This window comes from Burkholderia sp. USMB20 (assembly GCF_000949135.2).
Taxonomy (GTDB): domain Bacteria; phylum Pseudomonadota; class Gammaproteobacteria; order Burkholderiales; family Burkholderiaceae; genus Burkholderia.
The window spans coordinates 213110-237282 of sequence record NZ_JTAN02000018.1 but is presented as its reverse complement, the minus strand read 5'-3'; the positions used below and the strand labels follow the sequence as shown (position 1 = coordinate 237282).

General features: G+C 70.4%; 18 protein-coding genes and 3 pseudogenes. 14 read left to right on the top strand and 7 right to left on the bottom strand.

The features are described from left to right. Positions 1 to 3 precede the first annotated feature (3 nt). From bcsE to PL79_RS23270, 6 genes and pseudogenes are all read left to right on the top strand, one after another. Positions 4 to 1983 (top strand): annotated as a pseudogene (bcsE, locus tag PL79_RS23295) (cellulose biosynthesis protein BcsE). Continuing rightward, a complete protein-coding gene (locus tag PL79_RS23290; RefSeq protein WP_044846132.1) occupies positions 1980 to 2189 on the top strand; it encodes a hypothetical protein in 210 nt (69 codons plus the stop codon). Before bcsE ends, PL79_RS23290 begins: the two are co-directional and overlap by 4 nt. Beyond that, positions 2186 to 2974 (top strand): cellulose biosynthesis protein BcsQ, encoded by a 789-nt coding sequence (gene bcsQ, locus PL79_RS23285; RefSeq protein ID WP_044846131.1) that lies wholly within the window; start codon positions 2186 to 2188, stop codon positions 2972 to 2974. Before PL79_RS23290 ends, bcsQ begins: the two co-directional genes overlap by 4 nt. Beyond that, positions 2971 to 5501 (top strand): annotated as a pseudogene (gene bcsA / locus PL79_RS23280) (UDP-forming cellulose synthase catalytic subunit). Before bcsQ ends, bcsA begins: the two are co-directional and overlap by 4 nt. A gap of 27 nt (positions 5502 to 5528) precedes the next feature. Then, a complete protein-coding gene (gene bcsG, locus PL79_RS23275) occupies positions 5529 to 7082 on the top strand; it encodes a cellulose biosynthesis protein BcsG (RefSeq protein WP_044846130.1) in 1554 nt (517 codons plus the stop codon). Further along, on the top strand, positions 7064 to 7258 hold the full coding sequence (locus PL79_RS23270; protein ID WP_044846129.1) for a hypothetical protein: 195 nt from the start codon (positions 7064 to 7066) through the stop codon (positions 7256 to 7258). Before bcsG ends, PL79_RS23270 begins: the two co-directional genes overlap by 19 nt. An 82-nt stretch (positions 7259 to 7340) precedes the next feature. Here the strand turns inward: PL79_RS23270 and PL79_RS23265 are convergent, their stop codons facing one another. Genes PL79_RS23265 through PL79_RS23250 form a run of 4 tightly spaced genes read right to left on the bottom strand, consistent with a single transcriptional unit; the run spans position 7341 to position 10554 of the window. Beyond that, positions 7341 to 8225, bottom strand: coding sequence for a pirin family protein (locus PL79_RS23265; RefSeq protein ID WP_044846128.1), 885 nt, complete (start codon positions 8223 to 8225; stop codon positions 7341 to 7343). Positions 8226 to 8249: 24 nt separating this feature from the next. Continuing rightward, positions 8250 to 8642 carry an OsmC family protein gene (locus PL79_RS23260; RefSeq protein ID WP_044846127.1) on the bottom strand — a complete coding sequence of 131 codons (393 nt, stop codon included), beginning with the start codon at positions 8640 to 8642 and terminating at the stop codon, positions 8250 to 8252. Between the two features lie 60 nt (positions 8643 to 8702). Beyond that, entirely contained in the window at positions 8703 to 10283 is a 1581-nt protein-coding gene (locus PL79_RS23255; RefSeq protein ID WP_044846126.1) for a cation:proton antiporter, read from the bottom strand. A 10-nt stretch (positions 10284 to 10293) separates the two neighbouring features. Continuing rightward, a complete protein-coding gene (locus tag PL79_RS23250; RefSeq protein WP_044846125.1) occupies positions 10294 to 10554 on the bottom strand; it encodes a XapX domain-containing protein in 261 nt (86 codons plus the stop codon). A 283-nt stretch (positions 10555 to 10837) separates the two neighbouring features. Between PL79_RS23250 and PL79_RS23245 the strand changes: the two genes are divergently transcribed. Further along, positions 10838 to 11524 carry a hydrolase gene (locus tag PL79_RS23245; RefSeq protein ID WP_044846124.1) on the top strand — a complete coding sequence of 229 codons (687 nt, stop codon included), beginning with the start codon at positions 10838 to 10840 and terminating at the stop codon, positions 11522 to 11524. Positions 11525 to 11543: 19 nt separating this feature from the next. Here the strand turns inward: PL79_RS23245 and PL79_RS23240 are convergent, their stop codons facing one another. Next, the gene (locus PL79_RS23240; RefSeq protein ID WP_044846123.1) at positions 11544 to 12467 is read right to left on the bottom strand and encodes a LysR family transcriptional regulator; all 924 of its coding nucleotides are present in this window, start codon (positions 12465 to 12467) and stop codon (positions 11544 to 11546) included. Between the two features lie 120 nt (positions 12468 to 12587). Between PL79_RS23240 and PL79_RS23235 the strand changes: the two genes are divergently transcribed. The 3 genes and pseudogenes from PL79_RS23235 to PL79_RS23225 all read left to right on the top strand — a co-directional run bounded on the left by PL79_RS23235 (position 12588) and on the right by PL79_RS23225 (position 15047). Beyond that, positions 12588 to 12755, top strand: a complete 168-nt coding sequence (locus PL79_RS23235; RefSeq protein ID WP_044846122.1) for a DUF1427 family protein — start codon at positions 12588 to 12590, stop codon at positions 12753 to 12755. 133 nt (positions 12756 to 12888) lie between these two features. After that, a pseudogene (locus tag PL79_RS23230) lies at positions 12889 to 13578 on the top strand (VOC family protein); the annotation flags it as partial. 14 nt (positions 13579 to 13592) lie between these two features. Beyond that, positions 13593 to 15047, top strand: coding sequence for an alginate export family protein (locus PL79_RS23225; protein ID WP_044847187.1), 1455 nt, complete (start codon positions 13593 to 13595; stop codon positions 15045 to 15047). A 28-nt stretch (positions 15048 to 15075) separates the two neighbouring features. On the opposite strand, the gene PL79_RS23220 is transcribed toward PL79_RS23225, so the two are convergent. Beyond that, positions 15076 to 15981, bottom strand: a complete 906-nt coding sequence (locus PL79_RS23220) for a LysR family transcriptional regulator (protein WP_044847188.1) — start codon at positions 15979 to 15981, stop codon at positions 15076 to 15078. A 104-nt stretch (positions 15982 to 16085) separates the two neighbouring features. On the opposite strand from PL79_RS23220, the gene PL79_RS23215 reads away from it, so the two are divergent. Further along, positions 16086 to 16727, top strand: coding sequence for a DsbA family oxidoreductase (locus PL79_RS23215; protein WP_044847098.1), 642 nt, complete (start codon positions 16086 to 16088; stop codon positions 16725 to 16727). Positions 16728 to 16937: 210 nt separating this feature from the next. After that, positions 16938 to 17879 carry an MBL fold metallo-hydrolase gene (locus PL79_RS23210; protein WP_135801134.1) on the top strand — a complete coding sequence of 314 codons (942 nt, stop codon included), beginning with the start codon at positions 16938 to 16940 and terminating at the stop codon, positions 17877 to 17879. Between the two features lie 22 nt (positions 17880 to 17901). Here PL79_RS23210 and PL79_RS23205 read toward each other — a convergent pair whose 3' ends face one another. After that, a complete protein-coding gene (locus PL79_RS23205; RefSeq protein ID WP_044847099.1) occupies positions 17902 to 18810 on the bottom strand; it encodes a helix-turn-helix domain-containing protein in 909 nt (302 codons plus the stop codon). Positions 18811 to 19206: 396 nt separating this feature from the next. Between PL79_RS23205 and PL79_RS23200 the strand changes: the two genes are divergently transcribed. Continuing rightward, the gene (locus PL79_RS23200) at positions 19207 to 22110 is read left to right on the top strand and encodes an ATP-binding protein (protein ID WP_044847190.1); all 2904 of its coding nucleotides are present in this window, start codon (positions 19207 to 19209) and stop codon (positions 22108 to 22110) included. Positions 22111 to 22275: 165 nt separating this feature from the next. Continuing rightward, positions 22276 to 24135 carry an amidohydrolase gene (locus PL79_RS23195; protein WP_044847191.1) on the top strand — a complete coding sequence of 620 codons (1860 nt, stop codon included), beginning with the start codon at positions 22276 to 22278 and terminating at the stop codon, positions 24133 to 24135. The last annotated feature ends 38 nt before the right edge of the window (positions 24136 to 24173 follow it).

Below are 24173 nucleotides of genomic sequence, written 5' to 3'. Positions count from 1 at the left end.
CGCGTGAATACGGAACTCGATGCAACCGTCCCGCGCTCGGCGCCGCCGGCCTGCTGGGCCGCCTGCGCGCGCTGCTGCGCACCGGGCCGGCCGGCGGTCGCGCCGGCCCGCTGAGCCGGCTCGCGATCGACGGGCTGCCCGACACGTGGACGCAGCTGGAAGCGGCGGCTGTACGCGACGATGCCGCCGCCGGCACGCCGCGTGCGACGCGCTGGTGTGGGAAAGCGCGCGGCAGTCGCGCACGCGCGACGTGACGTCGTGCTGTCGGCGCGCCCCGCGCCGCGTTGCGCGCAGCTGCAGGCGCGCGGTTCTGGGCGGCGCCAGCGGGCGGCTGGCCGCGCCATCAACTGCTGGCGATGGCGCCCGCGCCGCGGCGGGACGGCGATGCGGCGCGGAACCCGTGCGCCGCGCCGTGCCGCGCCCCGGCGTTCGCGCGGCTCACGGCGCTTGCGCGCGATGAAGCGCTACGGCTTTCGCGCGCGCTCGCTGTATTTCATCGAAGGCGCGCAACGCTGGTTCAGCTGGGACGATCCGACGGCGCTCGCGGAAGAAGCGCACGCGCTCGCCGACTGGTGCCGCACGCACCGGATCGCGCTGGTGCTGCTGGTCGATCCCGAGATCGTGCGCACCGGCGCCGATCCGGACACCGATGATCCGCCGCTCGTGCGCGACGCGAATCGCGCGCCGCGCAGCGGCTTTCACGGCGTGTGCGCGGGCGTCGCGCAGCTGCAGCGCACGCACGGCGAGCTGCTGTGGGTCGTCGATTTCTGGCGCGCGGGCGAGACGCTCGCGGCCGGCGAAGTGCGGCCGCTGCGCTTCGCGCCGGGCGGCCGGCTCGCGGCGATCGTCGACGGCGCCGCCGCCGAACCGCTGCGCCGGATGAAGCTCGCGACCGACGAGGATCGCGTCGTCGTCAGCCGCGCGGTGCTCGACGAAGGCGGACGCGTGCCGGCCGACTGGGAAATCGTCGACGACAACGCGGCGGTCGTCGCCGCCTGCGCACGCGCGCAGGCCGCGACCGCGGTGCTGGCGTTCCGCTCGCATGCCCAGCTCGAGGCGCTGTGCGCGGCCGTTCACACGCTGCGCCGGCAGTGCGGCGGCGCGTTGAAGATCGCCGTGGTCGAGCGCGGCGAGGTGCTGCGCCAGCAGTTCGAGATGCTGGTGCTGAGCGTCGGCGCGAACCGCGTCGTCGCGCGCGACCTGCCGGTGACGCGGATGCACGCGGCCGTGCACGCGCTGCGCGGGCAGCTCTATGCGCGGCCCGTCGCGCCCGACTATCGCGCGGCGCTCGCGGCCGCACTCGGCGATTCGGTGCTCGGCTACCTGCCGGTCGGCGCGTTCTGCCTGCGGATTCGCGCGGTGCTCGATCGCGGCGCCGTGCTCGCGCTGCCGCATACGCTCGCGAAGATCGCGCTGCTGCCCGGCGTGTCGCACGTCGATGCGCTGCGGCATTGCCGGCCGCGCCGCGCGGGCGACGTCGTGACGGCCGATGCCGGGCACCTGTACGTGTTCCTGTTCGCGTGCGAGCCGGCCGATGCCGAGGATGCGCTCGCGCGTATCTTCGACGTGCCGGTCGAGACGCTGTCCGATCGCGTCGTGTGTCTCGGGCAGGGCAGCATCGACACCGAGCTCGATGCGCTGAAGGCCGAGAACCGGCGCGCGCCGATCGCCGACTACAGCGACCTGTTCGCGACGGCGCAGCCGGCGGATGCGGCACGCGCGCCGGGCGAACGCGCGGCGGATGCCGCGGCGCGTGCCGAACCGGGCGCCGACGGCGCCGTGGGCGGCGAGGGCGGCGCGGGCGCCGCGGGCGGTGTGGCCGACCGGCACGTCGATGCGCCGCCGCACGCGGTTCACGCCGACGATGCGACGCCGGCCGCCGACATGCCGGGCGATGCGCCGGCATTTCCTGCATTTCCCGTCGCGCACACGCGCGGCGCCATCCGCAGCGCGATGCCGCTGCGCAAGCCGGAGGGCGCATGATCGCCGAACTCGTCATCGGATTCATCGTCGGCATCGCGATCGCGGTGCCGGTGTGGCTCGTCGCGCAGCACCTGGGCCTCGGCCGCGGCTTTCATGCGCCGCGCGGGCTGCAGCGGCGCGACGCGGTGCCGTGCGAACTCGTGCCGGTCGCGCTGCGCGGGCGCCTGCTGCCCGATGCCGACCACGCCGGCGAGGCCGCGCCATGAAGACGATCGCCGTCACGTCGACGACCGGCGGCGCGGGCCGCACGACGCTCGCCGGCGCGCTCGCGGTGCTGCTCGCCCGTCGCGGCCGGCCGGTCGTCGCGGTCGAGTTCGACGCGCAGAACCTGATGGGCGCGACGCTCGGTCTCGACACGCTGGCCGAGCACGGGCTCGCGCACAGCCTGCTCGGTGACCCGGGTAACGCCGCGCCGTGGCACGCGCATACGTGGCGCAATGCCGACGGCGTGCTGTTCGTCCCGTACGGGCAGGTCGACGCGGCGGGCGCCGCCGCCTGCGATGCGCGGCTCGCGGCCGATCCGGCCTGGCTGTCGCGCGCGCTCGACGAGATCGCGCTGCCGCCTGACGGCGTCGTGCTGGTCGACACCGCGCGCTATCCGTCGCCGCAGGCCGAGCAGGCGATTCGCCGCGCGGACCTGACGCTCGTCGTCGTGCCGCCCGAACCGGCCGCGTGCGCGACCGTTGCCGCGCGCCTCGACGCGCTGCGGGCCGGCGGCGGCGACCTGCAGATCGTCGTGAACCGGCTGAACCCGGCGCGCGACATGCAGCGCGATGCGCTCGCGATGCTGCGCGCGGTCGCGGGACCGGCGTCGATGCTCGAGCAGCGGATTCACGTCGATGCGGCCGTGCCCGAAACGCTCGCGCGCGGCAGCTGGATCTTCGACGACGCGCCGTATTCGCAGGCGTCGCACGACCTGAACGGCGTCGCGAACTGGGTCGACGCGTGGCTCGCGGCGGCCGCGGCCGGCCGCACGGGAGCGCGGCGATGAAGGCCGGGTTCGCGTCGCGCTGGCGTGCCGCGGCCCAGCGCGCGACCGACTGGTGCGCGCGCGGGATCGGGCTGCCGGCCGAGCGCACGCTGCTCGACTGGCTCGTGCGGCTGTTCTTCCACGCGCCGCCGCCCGGCCGGCCGATCCGTGCGCCGCCGGCACGCATCGCCTTCCTGTGGCTCGCGCGGGAGTGGGCGTGCTGCAGCCGCTGAGCCCGCGGAATGGCTGTGGCGCGCGATCGTGCGCGCGCCGCGCGCAGCCGATGGCCGGCCGCGCGCGATCCGCTCGCGTGGTTCGACACGTTCGTCGTGCCGGCCTACGTCCGCGGCGCGCGCGCTCGGCCGGCGCCTCGACGCGTTGCTCGCGCGTCTGCCGTGGGCGCGCTGGGGCGGCTGGCTCGACGCGCGCGCGCACGGCGTCGGCCGGCACCGCTGGCTCGCGCCGTGCTGCTGATCGCCGGCGCGCTGATGTGGGCCGCGCCGGGATGTCGCCGCTGATGCCCGGCGCGCAGTTCGCGTTCTTCGCGATCGTCGCGGTGCTGGCGCTCGCGCTGCGCCGCCTGCCGGGCCATCTGCCGACCCTCGCGCTCGCGTCGCTCGCGCTGCTCGCCACCGTCCGCTACGTGTGGTGGCGCACGACCCAGACACTAGATTTCCGCAGCCCCGTCGAGGCGTTCGCCGGCTACCTGCTGTACGGCGCCGAAGCCTATACGTGGATGATCCTGCTGCTCGGCTTCGTCCAGACCGCGTGGCCGCTCGACCGGCCGATCGTGCCGCTGCCCGACGACCCGGACACCTGGCCGAGCGTCGACGTCTACATCCCGACCTACAACGAACCGCTGTCGGTCGTGAAGCCGACCGTCTTCGCGTCGCAGAGCATCGACTGGCCGGCGGCCAAGCTGCGCGTGTACCTGCTCGACGACGGCCGGCGCCCCGAGTTCGAGGCGTTCGCGCGCGAGGCGGGGATCGGCTACCTGACGCGCGACGACAACCGCCACGCGAAGGCCGGCAACATCAACCGCGCGCTGCCGAAGACGCACGGCGAATACATCGCGATCTTCGACTGCGATCACGTGCCGACGCGCTCGTTCCTGCAGACCTCGATGGGCGTGTTCCTGCGCGACCCGAAATGCGCGCTGGTGCAGACGCCGCACCATTTCTTCTCGCCCGATCCGTTCGAGCGCAACCTCGGCACGTTCCGCGAGATCCCGAACGAGGGCAACCTGTTCTACGGGCTCGTGCAGTCGGGCAACGACCTGTGGAACGCGACGTTCTTCTGCGGGTCGTGCGCGGTGCTCAAGCGCACCGCGCTGGAGGAGGTGGGCGGCGTCGCGGTCGAGACCGTGACCGAGGACGCGCACACCGCGCTCAAGCTGCACCGCCGCGGCTACACGTCGGCGTACCTGCCGACCGTGCAGGCGGCCGGCCTCGCGACCGAGAGCCTCGCCGGCCACGTGAAGCAGCGCACGCGCTGGGCGCGCGGGATGGCGCAGATCTTCCGCATCGACAATCCGTTCCTCGGGCGCGGGCTCGGCTTCATCCAGCGGATCTGCTACGGCAACGCGATGCTGCATTTCTTCTACGGGATCCCGCGGCTCGTGTTCCTGACGATCCCGCTCGCGTACCTGTTCTTCCACCTGTACTTCATCAATGCGTCGTCGGTCGCGCTCGCGAGCTACGTGATCCCGTACCTGGTGCTCGCGAACGTCGCGAACTCGCGGATGCAGGGGCGCTATCGCCACTCGTTCTGGGCCGAGGTCTACGAATCGGTGCTCGCGTGGTACATCGCGCTGCCGACCACCGTCGCGTTCTTCAGCCCGCAGCACGGCAAGTTCAACGTGACCGACAAGGGCGGCAAGATCGACGAAGGCTACGTCGACTGGTCGACCTCGAAGCCGTACCTCGTGCTGTTCGCGCTGAACGTGCTCGCGATCGCGGCCGGCCTGTGGCGGCTCGTGGCCGACCAGGGCGACGAGGCGTCGACGATCCTGATCACGCTCGGCTGGACCGTCTACAACCTCGCGATGCTCGGCGCGGCCATGGCCGTCGCGCGCGAGACCAAGCAGGTGCGCGTCACGCACCGGATCGCGATGCGCGTGCCGGCGACGCTGCTGCTCGCCGACGGCTCGACGGCCGCATGCTTCACGAGCGACTACTCGACCGGCGGCCTCGGCCTCGAAGCGGTGCCGGGGCTGCCGCTCGCGGTCGGCGACACGCTGACGGTGTGCGTGACGCGCGGCGACCGGCCGTTCCCGTTCCCGGTGCGCGTGAGCCGCGTGACGCCGACCCACGTCGGCGTGAGCTTCGAGGCGCTGACGCTCGAGCAGGAGCGCCAGCTCGTGCAGTGCACGTTCGGCCGCGCGGACGCGTGGCTCGACTGGCACGCGAGCGCGCGCGCGGACACGCCGCTGCGCGGGCTGAAGGAAGTGCTGCGCGTGGGCCTGGACGGTTACGTACGGATGTGGAAAGGTGCGGCGCGCGGCGTGCAGTCGATGCTGGCACCGAAGCTCGATCGGGCGCGCGACTGACGCGGCGCCCATCACGGAGTGGTTTAGATGACGTTCTGGAATCTGTATTTCATCCTGAAGTTCGCGCTGTTCGCGACCGGCCACCTGCAGCCGCTGTGGCTCGCGAACCTCGCGTTCGCGCTGGCCCTCGCGGCGAGCGCGCCGATCCGCGCGCGCGTGTGGCGCATCGTGCGGCAGCTCGCCGCGCTCGCGATCGCGGTGCCGCTCCTTGCGCGCGAGCTGCATGCGCCGCCGCTCGCGCGCCTTGTCGATGCCGCGCGCGAGGTCAGCACGTTCCGCCTCGACTACTGGATGGAGCTGCTGCCGCGCCTGTTGCCGCCGCTGCTGGTGCTGACCGTGGCGGGTGTGCTGATCGTCTATTTCATCGTCAACCGCTGGGTGCGCGTCGCGACCTTCGTGCTCGCCGCGCTGGTCGTGATGCCGCTGTGGCAGGCCGGCAACGGGCTGATGGCGCGCGTCGTCGCGCCGCTCCCGCAGCAGGCCGACGCGACGGGCGGGCGGGCCGGCCAGCCCGAGGACCACAACGCGGCGCTCGCGACGTTCCGCGCGCAGGAGTCGCAGCGGCAGGTCGCGTTCGGCCACCTCGGCAACGATCCGGCCGCGCAGTTCGACGTGATCGTGCTGCACGTGTGCTCGCTGTCGTGGGACGACCTCGATGCCGCGAAGGTGCGCAATCACCCGATGCTGAGCCACTTCGACTACCTGTTCAACAACTTCAGCACGGCTGCGAGCTACAGCGGCCCGGCCGCGATCCGCGTGCTGCGCGCGAGTTGCGGGCAGGAAGCGCACGCGGACCTGTACAAGCCCGCGCCGCAGCAGTGCCACCTGTTTTCGCAACTCGCGTCCGCCGGCTACACGGTGCAGTCGCTGCTGAACCACGACGGGCACTTCGACAACTTCCTGCAGGTCGTTCACGACAACATCGGCGTGCCCGACGCGCCGATGATCTCGAACGCCGCCGCCCCGGTCGCGATGCATGCGTTCGACGGCTCGGCGATCAAGGACGACTACGGCACGCTCGCGAACTGGTACGCGCAGCGCGCGTCGGTGCCGGGCCCGGTCGCGCTGTACTACAACACGATCAGCCTGCACGACGGCAACCGCGTGGTGGGCAGCTCGCTCACCAGCATCGATTCGTATCCGCAGCGCGTGACCCGGATGATGAACGACTTCGACCGGCTCGCCGACCTGATCGCGCAGTCGGGACGGCGCGCGGTGATCGTGTTCGTGCCCGAGCACGGCGCCGCGCTGCGCGGCGACAAGAACCAGGTGGCCGGCCTGCGCGAGATCCCGACGCCGAGCGTCGTCCACGGGCCGGTCGGCGTGCGGCTCGTCGGCTTCACCGGCAATCACGGCACGACGACCGTGATCGACCAGCCGACGAGCTTCCTCGCGCTCGCGCAGCTGCTGTCGAACCTCGTGTCGAACAGCCCGTTCAAGCCGGGCGCGACGCTTGCGCAATATTCGGCCGACCTGCCGCGCACGCGGATGGTCGGCGAGAACGAAGGCACGGTGACGCTGCAGACGAGCACCGGCTATGCGGTGAAGACTCCGGACGGCGTATGGATCGACGAACAGTAAACATCGGCGAAGGCGACGACGATCGCCTGTCGCAACCGAACGACGTGCTCGGCCTCGCGCGGCACCTGCCCGCGCTGGATCCGGCCCGCTACGTCGACGAGCAGGCGCGGCGCGCATTCGTCGAATCGCTCGAGCGCTGGCCCGTGCTCGCGAAGCTGATGGGATTGAAGCCGTAAACGCAAGGCGGCCGGCGTGAATGCCGGCCGCGCTGCATCGATGCGCCGACCGCTATCTGCTCACCGCGGGCTCACTGCGGGCTCACTGCGCGCGGCGCTCCGGCTGGCGCGTCCATTCGTTTTCCTCGCCCGGCACCTTGCCGAAGGTCTGCTCCGCCCACGCGTGGCGGGCCGCCTCGATTTTCGCGCGCTCGCTCGACACGAAATTCCATTCGATGAACCGCTCGCCCGGCAGGTGCGCACCGCCGAGCAGCATCACGCGCGCGCCGTTCGCGCTGGCGAGCGCGACGTTCGTGCCGGGTTCGAGCACGGCCATCGTCGCGGGGGCGAGCGGCGTGCCGTCGATCGTGAGGTCGCCGTCGACGAGATACACGCCGCGCTCGTCGTGTTCCGCGTCGAGCGCGAGCTGCCCGCCCGCGGCGAATTCCACATACGCATAGAGCGTCGGCGAGAACACCGCGACCGGCGACGTGAGCCCGAACGCGGTGCCCGCGATCACGCGCACGTGCGCGCCGTCGCGCGTGAACGACGGCAGCGTGTCGGCCGCGTGATGCACGAACGCGGGCGCGGTGTCCTCGTGCTCGACCGGCAGCGCGACCCAGGTCTGGATCCCGTGCACCGGTTGTTCATGCGGGCGGTCCTCGTCGGGCGAACGCTCCGAGTGGACGATGCCGCGCCCGGCCGTCATCCAGTTCACGTCGCCGGGCACGATCTTCTGCCGGAAGCCGAGGCTGTCGTGATGCATCAGCGTGCCGTCGAACAGGTAGGTGACGGTCGCGAGGCCGATGTGCGGATGCGGCAGCACGTCGATGCCGCTGCCGGCCGGCAGCACGGCCGGCCCCATCTCGTCGAAGAAGATGAACGGGCCGACGAGGCGCGCGGCGCGCGCGGGCAGCACGCGGCGCACGACGAGGTTGCCGATGTCGCTCTCGCGCGGCGTGAGCAGGGTCTTGATCGATGCGGACATGGTGGGTCTCTCGTATCCGGTGGGTCAGGCGATGGCCGTATCGATCGCGATCGGGTGCGTGAGGATCTTGTGCACCGGGCACGCATTCGCGATCTGCAGCAGGCGCTCGCGCTGCTCGTCGGTCAGGTCGCCGTCGAGCGTGATGCGGCGCACGATCGTGCTGCCCGCGCTGCCCGATTCGTGCGCGAGCTTCACGTGCACTTCGGCGAGCGGCCAGCCCTTGCGTTGCGCGTACATCTTCAGCGTGATCGCGGTGCACGCGCCGAGGCTCGACAGCAGCAGCGCGACCGGCGTCGGTGCGGTATCGCCGCCGCCGAGCGACGCCGGTTCGTCGGCGCGCCACTGATGGACGCCGTCGGTGAAATGGACCAGGTAATCGACCGAGCCGATGCTCGCTTCGACGGACAGTTCGCTCATTGCAATTCCATGTGGGGAAGGGGAGACGGGCCGGCCGGGGAGGGCCGGGCAGGCCGGACGTTACGGTTCGAGCAGGCGCTGCAGCCGCAGTTCCTCGAAATCCAGCTCGGATTCTATGCGGTGCAGCACCGCGTCGTCGACCCGGCCGTCGCGATGCAGCTCGAGCAGCGCATCGCGCGACACGCCGACCAGCTCGAGCTCGACGCGCAGCATCCGCGCGCGCACGTCCGCCGGTTCCGCGCCGTCGCGGTGCGCGCGTTCGTTGAACGCGACACGGCTGCGGTATTCGGTCAGCAGCCGGTCGAGCGATGCGCGTTCGAGGTGCGTGCCGCGCTGCTCGCGTGCATCGAGTTCGGCGAGCGCCGCGCCGAACGTGTGGGCGCGCACGGCATGCTCGGACATCGTGTGCCGCGCGGCCGGGCGCAGCTTCAGCACGCGGATCAGCGGCGCGAGCGTGCCGCCTTGCACGACCAGCGTCGCGATGATCAGCAGGAACGTGCTGAACAGGATCAGGTCGCGCCCGGGGAAGTTGCCCGGCAGCGCGATCGCGGCCGCGAGGCTCACGACGCCGCGCATGCCGGACCAGCCGAGCACGACGGCCTCGCGCCACGACCACCGCGCATGGCCCGCGCGCGGCGCGCGCAGGCGGCCCGGCAGCCACATCGCGACGAACACCCACACGACGCGCGCGGCGATCGCGGCGGCGGTGGCCGGCAGCGCGACGCGCAGGCCGGCCATCAGCACCGCGCCTTCGTGGTTCACGCCGGCGAGGATCGCGTGCAGCGCGAGGCCGATCAGGATGAACACGAGCGCGTCGAGCACGAACACGATCGCTTCCCAGGTCGCCTTCGCCTTGATCCGCATGTCGGCGCCGAACACGCGATGCTGGCGCACGCCGAGCACGAGGCCGCAGGTCACGACCGACAGCACGCCCGAACCGTGCACGGCTTCCGCGATGCCGTAGCTGCCCCACGCCATCGCGAAGGTCACGACGATCCCGAGCATCGGCTCGCGCAGGCGCTGCAGCACCCAGCACATCGCATGGCCGCACGCGAGGCCGACCGCGATGCCGATCAGCGTGAGCGAGAAGAACAGGCCGGTGGCGCTCGCGGTCGTGATCGTGACGGCGAGCGCGGCCGAGACGGCCATCTGGTACAGCAGCAGGCCCGATGCATCGTTGACGAGGCTTTCGCCTTCGAGCACCGCGACGAGCCGCGCGGGCAGCGGATGGCGCTGCAGGATCGCCTTCGCGGCGACCGCGTCGGGCGGCGACACGATCGCGCCGAGCGTGAAGCACGCGGCCCACGGCAGCGCCGGATTGGCCGCATGCACGGCGAGCGCGACCGCAACCGTCGTGAACACCACCGCGCCGAGCGCGAGCGACGCGATCGACGCGAGCTCGTGGCGGAATTCCTTCCACGCCGTATAGAAGCCGCTCGACATCAGCAGCGGCGGCAGCACGGCCACGAGCAGCAGCGCCGGATCCATGTCGGGCGTGCGCTTGCCGGCGATGGCCACCACGCAGCCGCCGAGCAGCAGCACGACGGCCGGCGGGATCGACACGCGCTCCGCGAGCCAGGTGAGCGCGCCCGCGCCGCAGATCAACAGCAGCAGGTAGTGGAACAGCTCGACGTTGGTCATGAGTCTTGCATCACGACGGCTTGCGATCGTTCGCGGCGGCGCCCGGCAGCGCGCCGAACATGTGCTGGCTGCATTGTGCATCGCGCCACGCGGTATTCAGCCGATAGCCGGCCAGCATCCGGCGCGCGAGCGGCAGGATCTGTTCGCCGGCCAGCATGCCGAGCAGGCCGACGAGCGCGATGATCGGCGGTGCCGGCGAATTCACGCCGAGCGCACCGTAGATGACGCCGGCGAGGATGCCTGCGAACAGCGACAGAAAATACGGCTTCATGATGAAAACCTCTCGTGATAGGCTGATCGGGGGCGAAGGGCTCGCCTTCAACGTGCTGGAAGCGTATCGGGTTTACGTGTGGAACAAAAGGGCGGACAGCCGTTGGAGAGCCCCCTCTTTCGGAATTCGATCGATTCCATTTCTTGGATGTTCGAGCCGCGGCTTTTCCGATTAAATGGCTGCAACCGGAAGACGCAGATCCGGGGTAACGCACAGTCGGCTCCTCTCGGTTTCCGATCGAGGCAAGCCTTAAACGTTTCCTGTCCAAAGGATGATACGCGCCATGAGCAACCCGAAGCTTGAAGTCCTCACCCCCCAGAACAGCCAGCTGATCTTCATCGACCAGCAGCCGCAGATGGCATTCGGCGTGCAGTCGATCGATCGCCAGACGTTGAAGAACAACGTCGTCGGGCTTGCCAAGGCCGCGAAAGCATTCAACATCCCGACCACGATCACCACGGTCGAAAGCGACAGCTTCTCGGGTTACACCTATCCCGAACTGCTCGACGTGTTCCCGAACCAGAAGACGCTCGAGCGCACGTCGATGAACTCGTGGGACGACCAGAAGGTGCGCGACGCGCTTGCCGCGAACGGCCGCAAGAAGGTGGTCGTCTCCGGCCTGTGGACCGAAGTCTGCAACACGACGTTCGCGCTCTGCGCGATGCTCGAGGGCGACTACGAGATCTACATGGTCGCCGACGCGTCGGGCGGCACGTCGAAGGATGGGCACGATTTCGCGATGCAGCGGATGATCCAGGCCGGCGTCGTGCCCGTCACCTGGCAGCAGGTCGCGCTCGAGTGGCAGCGCGACTGGGCGCGCCGCGATACCTACGACGCCGTGATGGCGATCGCGAAGGAGCATTCGGGCGCGTACGGAATGGGCGTCGACTACGCGTACACGATGGTCCACAAGGCGGCGCAGCGCACCGCGACGCCGCACGAGTCGATCCCGGCCGTGCCGGCGAAGTAACGGGTCGCGGGCCGCCCGCTCAGACGGGCGGCAGTGCCCACGGCGCGTGCGACAGATGTTCGACGAGGAACGCGAGCAGCGCCGTCACGCGCGCGGCACGCAGCATGCCGGGCGGTGTGACGAGGTTGACGTTGAGGTCCGGGATTTTCCAGTCGTGCATCACTTCCTCGAGCGCACCGCTTTGCAGTTCATTCCATACCAGGAACGCCGGCTGCAGTGCGATACCGTGGCCGGCGATCAGCGCGGGACAGAGGACGTCGGCGTTGTTCGCACGGATGCGCCCGCGCACCGGCACGCCGAATTCGTCGCCCGACGTCGTATGGCGAAAGCGCCAGTATTCGGGCGTCGGGATGTTCGTGTAGGTCAGGCACACGTGCTGGTCGAGTTCGCTCGGATGGGTCGGCCGGCCGTGCCGGTCCAGATACGCGGGCGACGCGACGAGCGGCCGGCGTACCGCGCACAGGCGGCGTGCGCGCAGCGACGAATCGCTCAGTTCGGCGATCCGGATCGCGACGTCGAAGCCGCCGGACACGATGTCGACGAAGTTGTCGGTGAGCACGAGGTCGACGTCGACGCGCGGATAGCGTTCGAGAAACGCGGGCAGCAGCGGCGCGAGATTGCACAGGCCGTAGGACATCGGTGCGTTCACGCGCACGAGGCCGTGCGGTTCGAGCGCGTGTGCGGATGCCTCGTCCTCGATCAGTTCGGCGTCGGCGAGCAGCCGGATCGCACGATCGCGCAGCAGTTCGCCGGTTGGTGTGAGCGACAGCTTGCGCGACGTACGGTACAGCAGCATCGCGCCGAGGCGCTTTTCGAGTCGCGCGATCGCCTTCGACACGGTCGGTTGCGTGATGCCGAGCAGGTCGGCGGCCTTGGCGAACGAACCGGTCTCCGCGACCCGCGCGAAGATGGCCCAGGCTTCGAGGTCGGGCAGATGTTGCATGGCTGGAAAGCGTGGCGGCGAAGTGAAGCGGACGGGACGGCAGCGGATCGGGCCGCAGGCGCACGGCGCCCGGCGCCCGGGCGGTAATGCGGCACATTCTAATTCAGTCGGGAGGGACGTATGGAATCGTATCTGGTTTCATTGGGCGCCGGCGTGCTGGTCGGCGTCGTGTACAGCGTGATCAAGGTGCGCTCGCCCGCACCGCCGCTGATTGCGCTGGTCGGGCTGGCCGGCATGCTGATCGGCGTGGCGGCCGTTGCACCGGTCCGTCACTGGCTCGGTTTCTGATTGCATCGAGGACATATTGATGAGCGTACCCGACACTCAACCGGATCTGATCCTCCACAACGGACGATTCACGACCCTCGACCGCGCGAACCCCGTCGCGACCTCCGTCGCGATCAAGGACGGCCGCTTCGTCGTGTTCCAGGTCACGCCGACGCCGAGCCAGACGATGTCGCAGCTCGTGCTGACGCCGGTCGGCACGATCTCGGTGTTCGGCTTCAAGACGCCGATCCCGTATCCGTTCTGCGCGGAGCGCACCGGCTATCTCGTCACCGACATGGACGTCGCGATGAAATCGGCGCGTGCGCACGGCGCGGACGTGGTCGTCGATACGTTCCCCGATCCGATCGGCCGCGACGCGATCATCCGCTGGCCGGGCGGCGTGAACATGCAGCTGTACTGGCACACCCAGGCGCCGCACTACGACCCGCTGCAGACGGTGCCGGAGAACCGCGTGTACGTGTCGCCGGAAAGCGCGAGCAAGCTGGTGCACGACTTCGTCGCGTTCTCGCGCGGCAAGGTCGTGTCCGACGTGCGCAAGGCGCCGGGCATCGAGATCGGCCGGCCGGACGACACGTATCGCCGCATCCGCATCGAGTCGGGCTTCGGCAAGATGACGGTGCTGGCGACCGACGGCCGTTTGCCGTATCCGTTCGGGCGCGAAATGACCGGCTACGAAGTGCCGGACCTCGCCGCCACGCTGGAGAAGGCCAAGGCCGCCGGCGTGACCGTGCTGGTGCCGCCCTTCACGTCGGACGGGCGCGATGCGGCGCTCGTGCAGTTCCCGGGCGGCTACGTCGCCGAGATCCACGCGCGGTCGAAATAATGGCGCATCGGGCGATGAGGCGAGCGTGGCGGGGCGTGCTGCCGGCCGCCGTGCTGGCGGGCGGCGTCGCGACGTACGCCGGGACGGCGGCCGCCGCCGAGGACACCGCGGCGCCGGTGCCGGCGCCGGCCTCGGCCGCCGGCACGACGTGCACCGCGAAGCGGCCCGCGGTGCTGTTCAACCGCTGGCAGGAAGACTGGTCGGTGCTCGCGAATCCGTGCGTGCCGCGCAAGCCGCTCGACGGGCTGAAGTACATCCCGCTCGGCGGCGACCCGTCGACCTACCTGTCGCTCGGCGCGAACCTGCGCGAGCGTTTCGAGCTGAACAACGCGCCGCTGTTCGGGCTCGGCGCCGCGCACGACGACAACTACGTGATCCAGCGCGCGACGGTGCACGCGGACCTGCGCTATGCCGGGCATTTCCAGGCGTTCGTCCAGTTCGTCGATGCGCGGCCGTTCGGCAAGGACACGGTCGGTACGGTGGACAAGGATCAGCTCGACATCGAGCAGGCGTTCGTCGCGTATGTCGACCAATTGGGCGGCGGCACGTTCAAGGCGCGTGTCGGCCGGCAGGAGATGGCGTTCGACCTGCAGCGGTTCGTGTCGGTGCGGGACGGCCCGAACGTGCGCCAGGCATTCGACGCGCTGTGGGCGGATTACGAAATCGGCAAGTGGCGGCTGATCGGCTATGTGACGCGCCCGGTGCAATATCGCAACGACGCGGTGTTCGACGACGTGTCGAACCGTCACCTGAGATTCGACGGCGTGCGCGTCGAGCACAGCGGCGTGGGACCCGGCGAACTGTCGGCCTACTGGTCACGCTATACGCGCGACAACGCGCGCTATCTCGCCGGCGCCGGCACCGAGCGGCGCGATGTGTTCGACATGCGCTACGCGGGCAAGTCTTCCGGGTTCGACTGGGACGCCGAAGCGATGCTGCAGACCGGCCACATCGGCCAGGACACGATCGGCGCATGGGCCTTTGGCGCGCTCGGCGGCTACACGTTCGCGACAGCGCCGGGCACGCCGCGCATCGGCATCCAGGTCGACGGCGCGTCGGGCGACAAGCATCCCGGCGACGGGCGCATGGGCACGTTCAATCCGCTGTTCCCGAACGGCTATTACTTCACGCTCGCCGGCTACACCGGCTACAGCAACCTGATTCACGTGAAGCCGTCGCTGACGTTCAAGCCGGCCGGCAACGTGACCGTGCTGACCGCGGTCGGTTTCCAGTGGCGCCAGACGACCGCCGACGCGATCTACGGGCAGGGGATGCAGGCGGTGCCCGGCACGGCCGGCAAGGGCGGCGCGCGCACGGGCATGTATGCGCAGGCGCGCGTCGACTGGCTCCTCAATGCGAACGTGGCGCTGGCGGTCGAGGCCGTGCATTTCCAGGTCGCCGATTCGATTCGCGCGCTCGGCGCGCGCAATGCCGACTACGTCGGCATGGAGGCGAAGTTCGGCTGGTAACGCGGCAAGCCGCACCGCGTCGCGCGGCTCACGGCTGCGCGCGTGCGAGCGCCTCGACGAAATCGATGAACGCGGTGACGCGCTTCGAGCCGCGCTGATTCGGCAGGTACAGCGCGGTCACGACCGAGCGCGCCGCATCGGGCGTGACGTCGTACGCTTCGAACAGCCTGCGCAGGCGGCCCGACTGGACATCGGCATCGACGAGCCAGTCGGGCAGCAGCGCGATGCCGGCGCCGTCGAGCACGGCCTCGCGCAACACTTCACTGTGATTCGATTTCAGGCGCCCGGCGACCAGCACCCGCGTCGTGCCGTGCGCATCGGCGAACGACCACGCCTGCTGGTCGCCGCCGAAGTGAAAGCGCACGCACGCGTGATCGACCAGTTCGCCCGGCGTTGCCGGCGTGCCGTGCGCGTCGAGATAGTCGTGGCTCGCGACGACATAGCGCTGGAACGTCGCGAGCTGCCGTGCGACGACCTCCGCGGAAGGCGCCGCTTCGCCGAGCCGGATCGCGACGTCGATCCGGCCGGCGACGAGATCGACGCGTTCGTCGGTGAGCTGCAGGTCGAGATCGAGTTTCGGATGGCGCGCGAGGAAGGCCGCGACATGCGGCGCGATGCGTCGCACGCCGTACGCGACCGGCACCGACACGCGTAGCGGCCCGGACGGCTCGTCGCCGCGATCGGAGACGAGCGCGTCCGCTTCCGCGAGTTCCTCGAGCAGCCGCTTCGCGCGCGCGTAGTACATGGAGCCGGCATCGGACAGCGTTACCTGGCGCGTCGTGCGGTTCAGCAGCGCGGTGCCGAGCGATGCCTCGAGCGCATCCACCGCGCGCACGACCGACGAGGCCGCGAGATCGAGACGGCGTCCCGCGCTCGAGAAGCCGCCGGCTTCCGCCACTTCCACGAACGCGCGCAGCGCGGAGAATTTGTCCATGTCGTCGCCTTTGTGCATGCCGCAACGATCCGTTGCGCGCCGTTCGCATTCTATCGCCGGCCGGCAAGCGCTATCGTTGAAACTGCAATCAACAGGAGAGCGCAATGAATTCCGTCGAAGTCACGGTCACCTACGACCTCATCTGCCCGTGGTGCTGGATCGCCGAGCGCAGGCTCGCGGAGGCGATCGACGCAGCGGGGCTGACCGGTGACGTGAAGGTCAGGTTCGTGCCGTTCGAACTGAACCCGGCGATGCCGGCCGCAGGCATCGATCGCAAGGCATACCGCAGCGCGAAATTCGGCAGCTGGGCGCGCTCGCAGGCACTCGACGCGCAGGTGGCCGAGGCCGGCCGCGCGGCGGGCCTGGTGTTCGATCACGCGCGGATCGCGCGTACGCCGAACACCCGGCTCGCGCACCGGCTCGTCTGGTTCGCGCAGCAGCGCGGCAGTGCGGCGGCGCTCGTCGATGCATTGTTCGCCGCATACTTCCGCGACGGCCGCGACATCGGCGATGCGGACGTGCTCGTGGAGATCGCGGCCGGCGCCGGCTTGCCGGGCGATACGGTGCGGGCGTTCCTCGCATCCGGCGAGGGGCTTGACGCGGTGATCGCGCTCGAGACCGATGCGGTGCGCGCAGGCATTGCGTCGGTGCCGTCGACGCGCATCGGATCCACCGTCATCAGCGGCGCGCAACCGGCCGCCGTGTTTCTCGAGGCGTTGCTCGCCGCGCATCACGCGGCCGCCTGACCTGCGGCCGCCGCCGCCGGGGCCGTCGCGCCCCGGTCTTCAGAACGTTTCATGTCCGGCTCAGGATTATTGCGCGGGCGGCCGGTACGCTCGACGTCGTGCGGATGTCGCTTGCCGGACCGGCAGGCGCCGCGCGACGTCGATACGCAACCGGGGAAATCGGACATGAACAGGCTCAACCGGCGCATGCATGCGCTGCGCGCGGGCGCCATGCTGCTCGTCGCATGGTGCGTCGGCCTTCTCGCATCGGCCGCGTTCGCCGCCGAGTCGGGCGGCGGCACTCAGCCGCCGGGCTTCTACCGGCAGAAGCTCGGCGACCTGACGATCGTCGCGCTGTCCGACGGCACGCATCCGTTTCCGGTCGATACGGTTTTTCGCGATGTGTCGAAGGACGAGATCCGGCGCGATCTCGACCGCGCCTTTCTCGAGCCGCCGGTACAAGGGTCGATCAATGCGTTCCTGGTCGACACGGGATCGCGGCGGATTCTGGTCGATACGGGCGCCGGCGTGCTGTACGGCGACTGCTGCGGCAAGCTGCTCGACAACCTGCGCGCGGCAGGCTACGCGCCGGAGCAGATCGACGAGGTGCTGCTCACGCACCTGCACAAGGATCATGTCGGCGGCATCGTGACGGACGGGCGGATGACCTTTCCGAACGCGGTCGTCCGGGTGAACGAGATCGAGGCGGATTACTGGCTCGACCCGGACCACAAGGCGCGGGCGCCGGCGTTCCTCGCGTCGTTTTTCGATGCGGCGGCCGCGTCGGTCGCGCCGTATGTCGCGGCCGGCCGTTTCAGGACGTTTCGTGGCGAAGCGACGCTCGCGCCCGGCGTCCGCGCGGTGCCGATGCCCGGCCATACGCCGGGCCATACGGCCTATCTGATCGAGAGCGGCGATGCGGGACTGCTCGCATGGGGCGACATCGTGCACGTCGCGGCGATCCAGCTGCAGGATCCGGATGCGACCGTCCAGTACGACAGCGATGCCGATGCGGCGCGCCGCACGCGGCACGACGTGCTCGGGCGCGTGGCCGGCCGGCGCTATCTGGTCGGCGCCGCGCACATCGCGTTTCCCGGGCTCGGGCACTTGCGCAGGGACGGGGAGCGGTACGACTGGGTGCCGGTCAACTACGACGCGACGCCGCTGCGCTGACCGGATGACGTGCGCGACGGTGTCAGCGCGTCATGCCGCGCCGCCATGCGCCGGGCGGATGGCCGACGATGCGCGCGAAGATGCGGTTCAGGTGGCTCTGGTCGGCGAAACCGCAGACGGCCGCGATTTCCGCGAGCGTCATGTCGGTCGTCTCGATCAGCTGGCGGGCGCGGATCACGCGCTGCTCGAGCAGCCACTGATGCGGCGTGCGCCCCGTCGTGCGCGAGAACGCGCGGATGAAATAGCCGCGCGACAGATCGCATTCGCTCGCGACTTCCTCGATCGATACGCCGAGGTTCGCCTTTTCCATCAGCAGTTCCTTCGCGAGTGCCGTCTTGGCCGGCGACAGCAGGCCCTTGCGCTGCAGGTCGCGCGCCTGCGCATTGCCGTAGCGGCTGGCGAGATGCGCGCCGATCGCGACTCCCATCTGCTCGACGAACAGCGTGTTCAGCGCGCCCGGCACGTCGAGGCTGTCGGCGACCGCGTGTGCGAGATGGCCGAGCACCGGGTCCTGCACGTCGGGCGCGCAGGTCAGGCCGCCGATCGCCGTGCCGTCGTGTTCGCGGCCGAGGCGGTCGAGATAGCTGTGCGACAGCTCGATCAGCACGAAATCGAACTTGCCGTACAGGTCGGCGCGGAAATTCCGGGAAAAGTCGCGAATGTAGATCGAGTCGTGCTGGAACCGCCGCTCGGATTTGCCGGCGCCGCCATAGATCGTGCGCCGGTGGCCGCCGTTCAGCGACACGCCGATCAGGAAGCCGCGATCGCTGGCGGCCATCTCGATGCGCTCGAAGTGCTCGTCGCGCATGCATTTGCGGTGGAGCGTCAGGCCGCCGACCGACCGGTCGATATCCTTGGACAACAGGCTCGACACGCATCCGAGCGTATCTTTCGGCACCGCCGCGGGCACTGCGGCGAAAGGATCTGACATGACGGAACGTCCTTCAATGGGGTACGGCATACGAGCAGTTTTACGTGCAAGTTTATACGGCACACACATCCGGCTCAGCATAACTTGAATAAATGTCCGCTTGCTGACGAAAAAATCGCCGTCCGGCCGAGCGCCGGCGCCGACGCTCGACCTGCTGGCGGAAGCGACACGTCGAACGATATCGCCCCATTTATATCCGCGCGGCCCGCGTATCCGCCGCGGGCCGAGGCGGCGGGCGCCAGTGCATTTTCGTTCAAGATTTTTATTGATATGGCGTTTAGACTCGGGCCACTTTTTGAGACTTTGCGCCCGCCTGCCGTGCAGCCGGGCGCGGACTCCCGCCCCGGTGAACCGCGTGTTCACATGGCGGTCATCGTGGGGAACCTGGAGGCGGCCATGATCCAGATCGGGAATTTGTCGGTGGATTTCGAGCAGCGCGACATACGCGACCACGGTGCGTCGTTGCGTATTGGCGCGCGTGCGCTCGACATACTGGAAGTATTGCATCGCGCGAACGGCTCCCTCGTATCGAAGGACGACATCATGGACGCGGTGTGGCCGGGCCTGATCGTCGAGGAGAACCGGCTGCAGGTGCACGTCGCGACGTTGCGCAAGGCGCTGGGCCCGAACCGCGACCTGATCAAGACGGTGCCGGGCCGAGGCTACCTGCTGATCGCGCATCCGCCGGTCGCGCACGCGGTGGCACCGCGCGCATCCGAGGTTGCGCCTGAGGTTGGGCCCGAGCCGGCCGCGGCACCCCATCCGGCGCCGCTCGTCGGGCGTCAGACCGAGATCGGGCAGATCGTCGACATGCTCGAGCGGGCATCGGTCGTCACGCTGGTGGGCGCGGGCGGCATCGGCAAGACGAGCCTGGCCGAGCGCGTCGCGCATGAACTGCGCGGCCGCGCCGGCGAGCGCGTGCTGTTCGTGGAACTGGCGCGCGCGGCGACGCGCGACGACGTGCTGCGCGCGATCGGCGCGGAACTCGGGCTCGACGCGGATGGCGTGCCGGCCGTCGAACGGATCGGCGAGGCCTTCGCCGCGTCGCGCGGCCTGCTCGTGCTCGACAATGCCGAGCACGTCGTCGACCTGGCGGCCGACCTCGTCGAAACGCTGACGTCGCACGCCGCGCCGCTGCGCGTGCTCGTGACGAGCCGCGAGCCGCTGCATATCTCGGTCGAGGCCGTGTTTCGCGTGAGTCCGCTGGCGGTGCCGGACGCCGATGCGGGCGTCGACGAGATCGCGCGCCATTCGGCCGTCGAGCTGTTCCTCGCGCGGGTTCGCGCGGCCACGCCCGATTGCGCGGTCGATGCGGCCGGCATGCGGCTGATCGGCGACATCTGCCGGCGCCTCGACGGGCTGCCGCTCGCGATCGAGCTGGCCGCCGCGCGGGTCGCGACGCTCGGGCTCGAGGTCGTCGCGGCGCGTCTCGACGACCGGCTGAACCTGCTGACGGGCGGGCGGCGCTCGGCGTTGCCGCGCCACCAGACGCTGCGCGCCACGTTCGACTGGAGCTACGTGCTGCTGGATGCGGCCGCGCGGTCGCTGTTTCGCCGGATGGCCTGCTTCGTCGGCCCGTTTACGTTCGATGCCGCGCGTGATGTCGCGATGGACCCGGGCATGCCGTCCGCCGAAATGATCGCGCTGCTCGGCGAGCTGGTCGCGAAGTCGCTGGTGACCGTCGAGTTCAACGGCGCGCAGGCGCGCTACCGGCTGACCGAATCGACCCGCGCGTACGCGCTCGAAAAACTGCACAACGAAGGCGAGTTCGACACGGTCGCCGCACGTCATGCGCGCTACGAACGCGAGCAGGCGGATGCCGCGATGGCGGCCCAGGCCCAGGCCGCACATGCGGCCAGCCTGGGTGCCGGCGCGGGCATCGCGCCGCTGCGCGAACTCGCGGTGGCCGGGCCGCCGGCCGCGGAAATCGACGCGCTGGCGCATGCGTTGCTCGAGCCGGCGCGCATGCGCGAAAGTTCGATCCCGGCGAGGCGCGCGCTCGACACGCTCGATGCCGGCGCCCACGGCGCCGTCGACGCGGCACGCGAGATGCGCCTGCGCGCGGCCTACGCGGCGGCGCTGCTGCATACCGACGGCGATACGCACACGGCCGCCGCGACGTGGGACAGGACGCTCGGTCTCGCCGGCCGGATCGGCGACGAGGCGTTCGACGCGCGCGCGCTGGTCGGGCTGTGGAACACGATGCTGACGCGCTCCGACATTCATGAATCGCTGCGCTACGCGACGCGCTTCGAGCGGGCCGCGGAGCGGCGCGGCGACCGGCCGCAGCGGCTGCTGGCGGACGCGATGGTCGCGACCTCGCTGCATTACTTCGGCGAGCATGCGCAGGCGCGCGAGCGGCTGGAGGCGGCGACGGCCGAGCTGGCCGTCGCCGGCGAGCCGCCCTGTGCTCAGGCGGCGCTGGGCATCGACGTCGCGACGCTCGGCCGGACGATGCTGACGCGGCTCGTCTGGCTGCAGGGCGATGCGGAATATGCGATGCGGCTGGCCGCGCAGGCGGTCGAATCCGCGCGCCGCAGCGGCTCGGCGCCGGCATTGTGCGTCGTGCTCGGCGCCGCGGCCGTGCCGATGGCGTTGTCCTACGGCGATCATGACGCGATTTCCGATTATCTGGAGACGCTGCGCTCGACCGCCGATGCGCACGGGTTCGACATCTGGCGCAGCCATGCCGAATGTCTCGCCGGGCAGTTCGACATGCAGGCCGGCCATCCCGGCGCCGGGCTCGCGCGGCTCGAGCCCGCGCTGCGGCGCATCGAAGCGAGCGGCTTCCGGCGCCTGCTCGCGCCGCTGGTCGTCGCCTACGCGGAAGGGTTGACGCGCACGGGCCGCGCGGCCGACGCGTGCACGAAGCTCGACGCGACGCTCGCGCGCTGCCGCGCGCACGGCGAGCATCTGTTCGTGCCGGAACTGCTGCGCGCGAGGGGGCTGGCGATGCTCGAACAGGCCCGCACCGCCGACCCGGATCTCGCGATCGCGTGCGAAGCCGACGGGCACCGTCACCTGCTGATGGCGATTCATGCGGCGAACGGCCAGGGTGCCGCGATGTGGGCGCTGCGCGCGACGCTGGACCTGGCCGATCACCTGATCGAGCGCGGGCGCACCGCGCAGGCGTCGTCGCTGGTGGCCGACCTGTCCGGGCATGTCGACGCGCAATCGCGGGCGTTCGACGTGCGCCGCCTGGCGCGCCTGCAGAACTTCGTTCGCCCGGAGACGGCTGCGTCGACGGGCCTGACGCGCAGGCGACGCGAGGCGGCGGATGCGATGCAGTCGGCGGCGTAACGGCGTGCCGGGCCCGCGCCGGGCGCCGTCGCGTCCGCGCGCCGCGGCGCGGCGGCCTGATCGTGCAATGTTCAAGGGGGAAGGGATGGTCGGTGTATCGTCAAACCGGGTGCATGCCGCGTGCGGCCGCATGCCGGCGTTCGGCGCGAGCAGGGGGGGCTGACGGTGCTCGACACGACGGCATTCGCCGAAGCGGCGGACCTCATCGTCTACAACGGCAAGATCGCGACGCAGGACGCGCGGCAATCGTTCGTGACCGCGCTCGCGGTGAAGGACGGCCGGATCCTCGCGAGCGGCAGCGGCCGCGACGTGCTGCGCCATGCGCGCGACGGCACGCCGCGCATCGACCTGAACGGCCGCACCGTGATCCCGGGCCTGAACGATTCGCACCTGCACATGATCCGCGGCGGCCTGAACTTCAACCTGGAGCTGCGCTGGGACGGCGTGCCGACGTTGGCCGACGCGCTCGGCATGCTGCGCCGCCAGGTGCTGCGCACGCCCGCGCCGCACTGGGTGCGCGTGGTCGGCGGCTGGACCGAATTCCAGTTCGCGGAAAAGCGCGGGCCGACGGTGGCCGAGCTCAACGCGATCGCGCCCGACACGCCGGTCTTCATCCTGCACTTGGGCGACAGCGCGCTGCTGAACGCGGCCGCGCTGCGCGCGATCGGCTACGGCCGCGACACGTCCGATCCGCCCGGCGGCGAGATCCAGCGCGATCGCCTCGGCCGGCCGACCGGCATGCTGATCGCGCGCCCGGACATGGGGATCCTGCATGCGGTGCTCGAGCGCGCCCCGAAGCTCGGCCACGACGACCAGATCAATTCGACGCGGCATTTCATGCGCGAACTGAACCGTTTCGGCGTGACGAGCACGATCGACGCGGGTGGCGATTTCCAGGCCTATCCGGACGACTACGCGGCGGTCATGGCGCTCGCGAAGCGCGGCGAACTGACGGTGCGCATCGCGTACAGCCTGTTCGTGCAGCAGGCGGGGCGCGAGCTCGACGACTACGCGCGGTGGGTGACGCTGGCCAAGCCCGGCGACGGCGACGCGTTCCTGCGGATGAACGGCGCCGGCGAACTGCTGGTGTATTCCGCGGCCGATTTCGGCAATTTTCTCGAACCACGCCCCGACCTGCCCGACGCGCTCGAGGCGGAACTGGCCGCCGTGGTCCGGCTGCTGGTGCGGCACCGCTGGCCGTTCCGGCTGCACGCGACCTACGACGAATCGATCGGCCGCTTCCTGAACGTGCTGGAAGCCGTGAACCGCGAGCTGCCGTTCGACGGGCTGCGCTGGTTCTTCGATCATTGCGAGACGATCTCGGATGCGAACATCGCGCGCATCGCCGCGCTCGGCGGCGGCGTGACGGTCCAGCACCGGATGGCGTTCCAGGGCGAGTACTTCATCGCGCGTTACGGCGCGGAAGCGGCCGCGCGCACGCCGCCGATCCGCGCGATGCTGGCGGCCGGGCTGCCGGTCGGCGCAGGTACCGATGCGACGCGCATCGCGAGCTACAACCCGTTCCTGTCGCTGTACTGGATGGTGTCCGGGCGCACCGTCGGCGGCACGGCGCTTTACCCCGAATGGAACCGGCTCGGCCGGATGGAAGCGCTGCGCCGCTATACGGTCGGCAGCGCGTGGTTTTCGAACGAAGACGATCGCAAGGGCGCGCTGGTGCCCGGCCAGTATGCGGATTTCGCCGTGCTGACGGACGACTACTTCACGATCGACGAGGCGCAGATCAAGACGCTCTCCTCGGTGCTGACGGTCGTCGGCGGCAAGGTCGTGCATGCGGACGACGAGTTCGCGCCGCTGGCGCCGCCGCCGTTGCCGGTCAGCCCCGCGTGGTCGCCGGTGGTCGAATTCGGCGGTTTCGGCCGGCGTCGTCCCGCGGCGGGCGGCGGCGGCGCGGATGCCGGTGCCGTGCGCGGCCCAGCGGCGCGTTTCGCGCGGCGCCTGCAGGTGGCTGCGCGGGAAGTCGTCGAGCAGTGCGAAGCATTCGGTTATCCCGGCGTCGCCTCGTAGGCGGCAGGTCGGCGGGCCGGCGCGTGCGGCCCGATGAA

Excerpts from the sequence above, each read along its gene's own strand:
- PL79_RS23265 (WP_044846128.1), bottom strand. The coding sequence starts at position 8,225 with ATGTCCGCATCGATCAAGACCCTGCTCACGCCGCGCGAGAGCGACATC.
- PL79_RS23250 (WP_044846125.1), bottom strand. The coding sequence starts at position 10,554 with ATGAAGCCGTATTTTCTGTCGCTGTTCGCAGGCATCCTCGCCGGCGTC.
- PL79_RS23220 (WP_044847188.1), bottom strand. The coding sequence starts at position 15,981 with ATGGACAAATTCTCCGCGCTGCGCGCGTTCGTGGAAGTGGCGGAAGCC.
- bcsQ (WP_044846131.1), top strand. The coding sequence starts at position 2,186 with ATGAAGACGATCGCCGTCACGTCGACGACCGGCGGCGCGGGCCGCACG.
- PL79_RS23255 (WP_044846126.1), bottom strand. The coding sequence starts at position 10,283 with ATGACCAACGTCGAGCTGTTCCACTACCTGCTGCTGTTGATCTGCGGC.
- PL79_RS23270 (WP_044846129.1), top strand. The coding sequence starts at position 7,064 with ATGGATCGACGAACAGTAAACATCGGCGAAGGCGACGACGATCGCCTG.
- PL79_RS23260 (WP_044846127.1), bottom strand. The coding sequence starts at position 8,642 with ATGAGCGAACTGTCCGTCGAAGCGAGCATCGGCTCGGTCGATTACCTG.
- PL79_RS23205 (WP_044847099.1), bottom strand. The coding sequence starts at position 18,810 with ATGTCAGATCCTTTCGCCGCAGTGCCCGCGGCGGTGCCGAAAGATACG.
- PL79_RS23210 (WP_135801134.1), top strand. The coding sequence starts at position 16,938 with ATGCTGCTCGTCGCATGGTGCGTCGGCCTTCTCGCATCGGCCGCGTTC.
- PL79_RS23240 (WP_044846123.1), bottom strand. The coding sequence starts at position 12,467 with ATGCAACATCTGCCCGACCTCGAAGCCTGGGCCATCTTCGCGCGGGTC.
- PL79_RS23290 (WP_044846132.1), top strand. The coding sequence starts at position 1,980 with ATGATCGCCGAACTCGTCATCGGATTCATCGTCGGCATCGCGATCGCG.
- PL79_RS23235 (WP_044846122.1), top strand. The coding sequence starts at position 12,588 with ATGGAATCGTATCTGGTTTCATTGGGCGCCGGCGTGCTGGTCGGCGTC.
- PL79_RS23200 (WP_044847190.1), top strand. The coding sequence starts at position 19,207 with ATGATCCAGATCGGGAATTTGTCGGTGGATTTCGAGCAGCGCGACATA.
- PL79_RS23225 (WP_044847187.1), top strand. The coding sequence starts at position 13,593 with ATGAGGCGAGCGTGGCGGGGCGTGCTGCCGGCCGCCGTGCTGGCGGGC.
- PL79_RS23245 (WP_044846124.1), top strand. The coding sequence starts at position 10,838 with ATGAGCAACCCGAAGCTTGAAGTCCTCACCCCCCAGAACAGCCAGCTG.
- PL79_RS23215 (WP_044847098.1), top strand. The coding sequence starts at position 16,086 with ATGAATTCCGTCGAAGTCACGGTCACCTACGACCTCATCTGCCCGTGG.
- bcsG (WP_044846130.1), top strand. The coding sequence starts at position 5,529 with ATGACGTTCTGGAATCTGTATTTCATCCTGAAGTTCGCGCTGTTCGCG.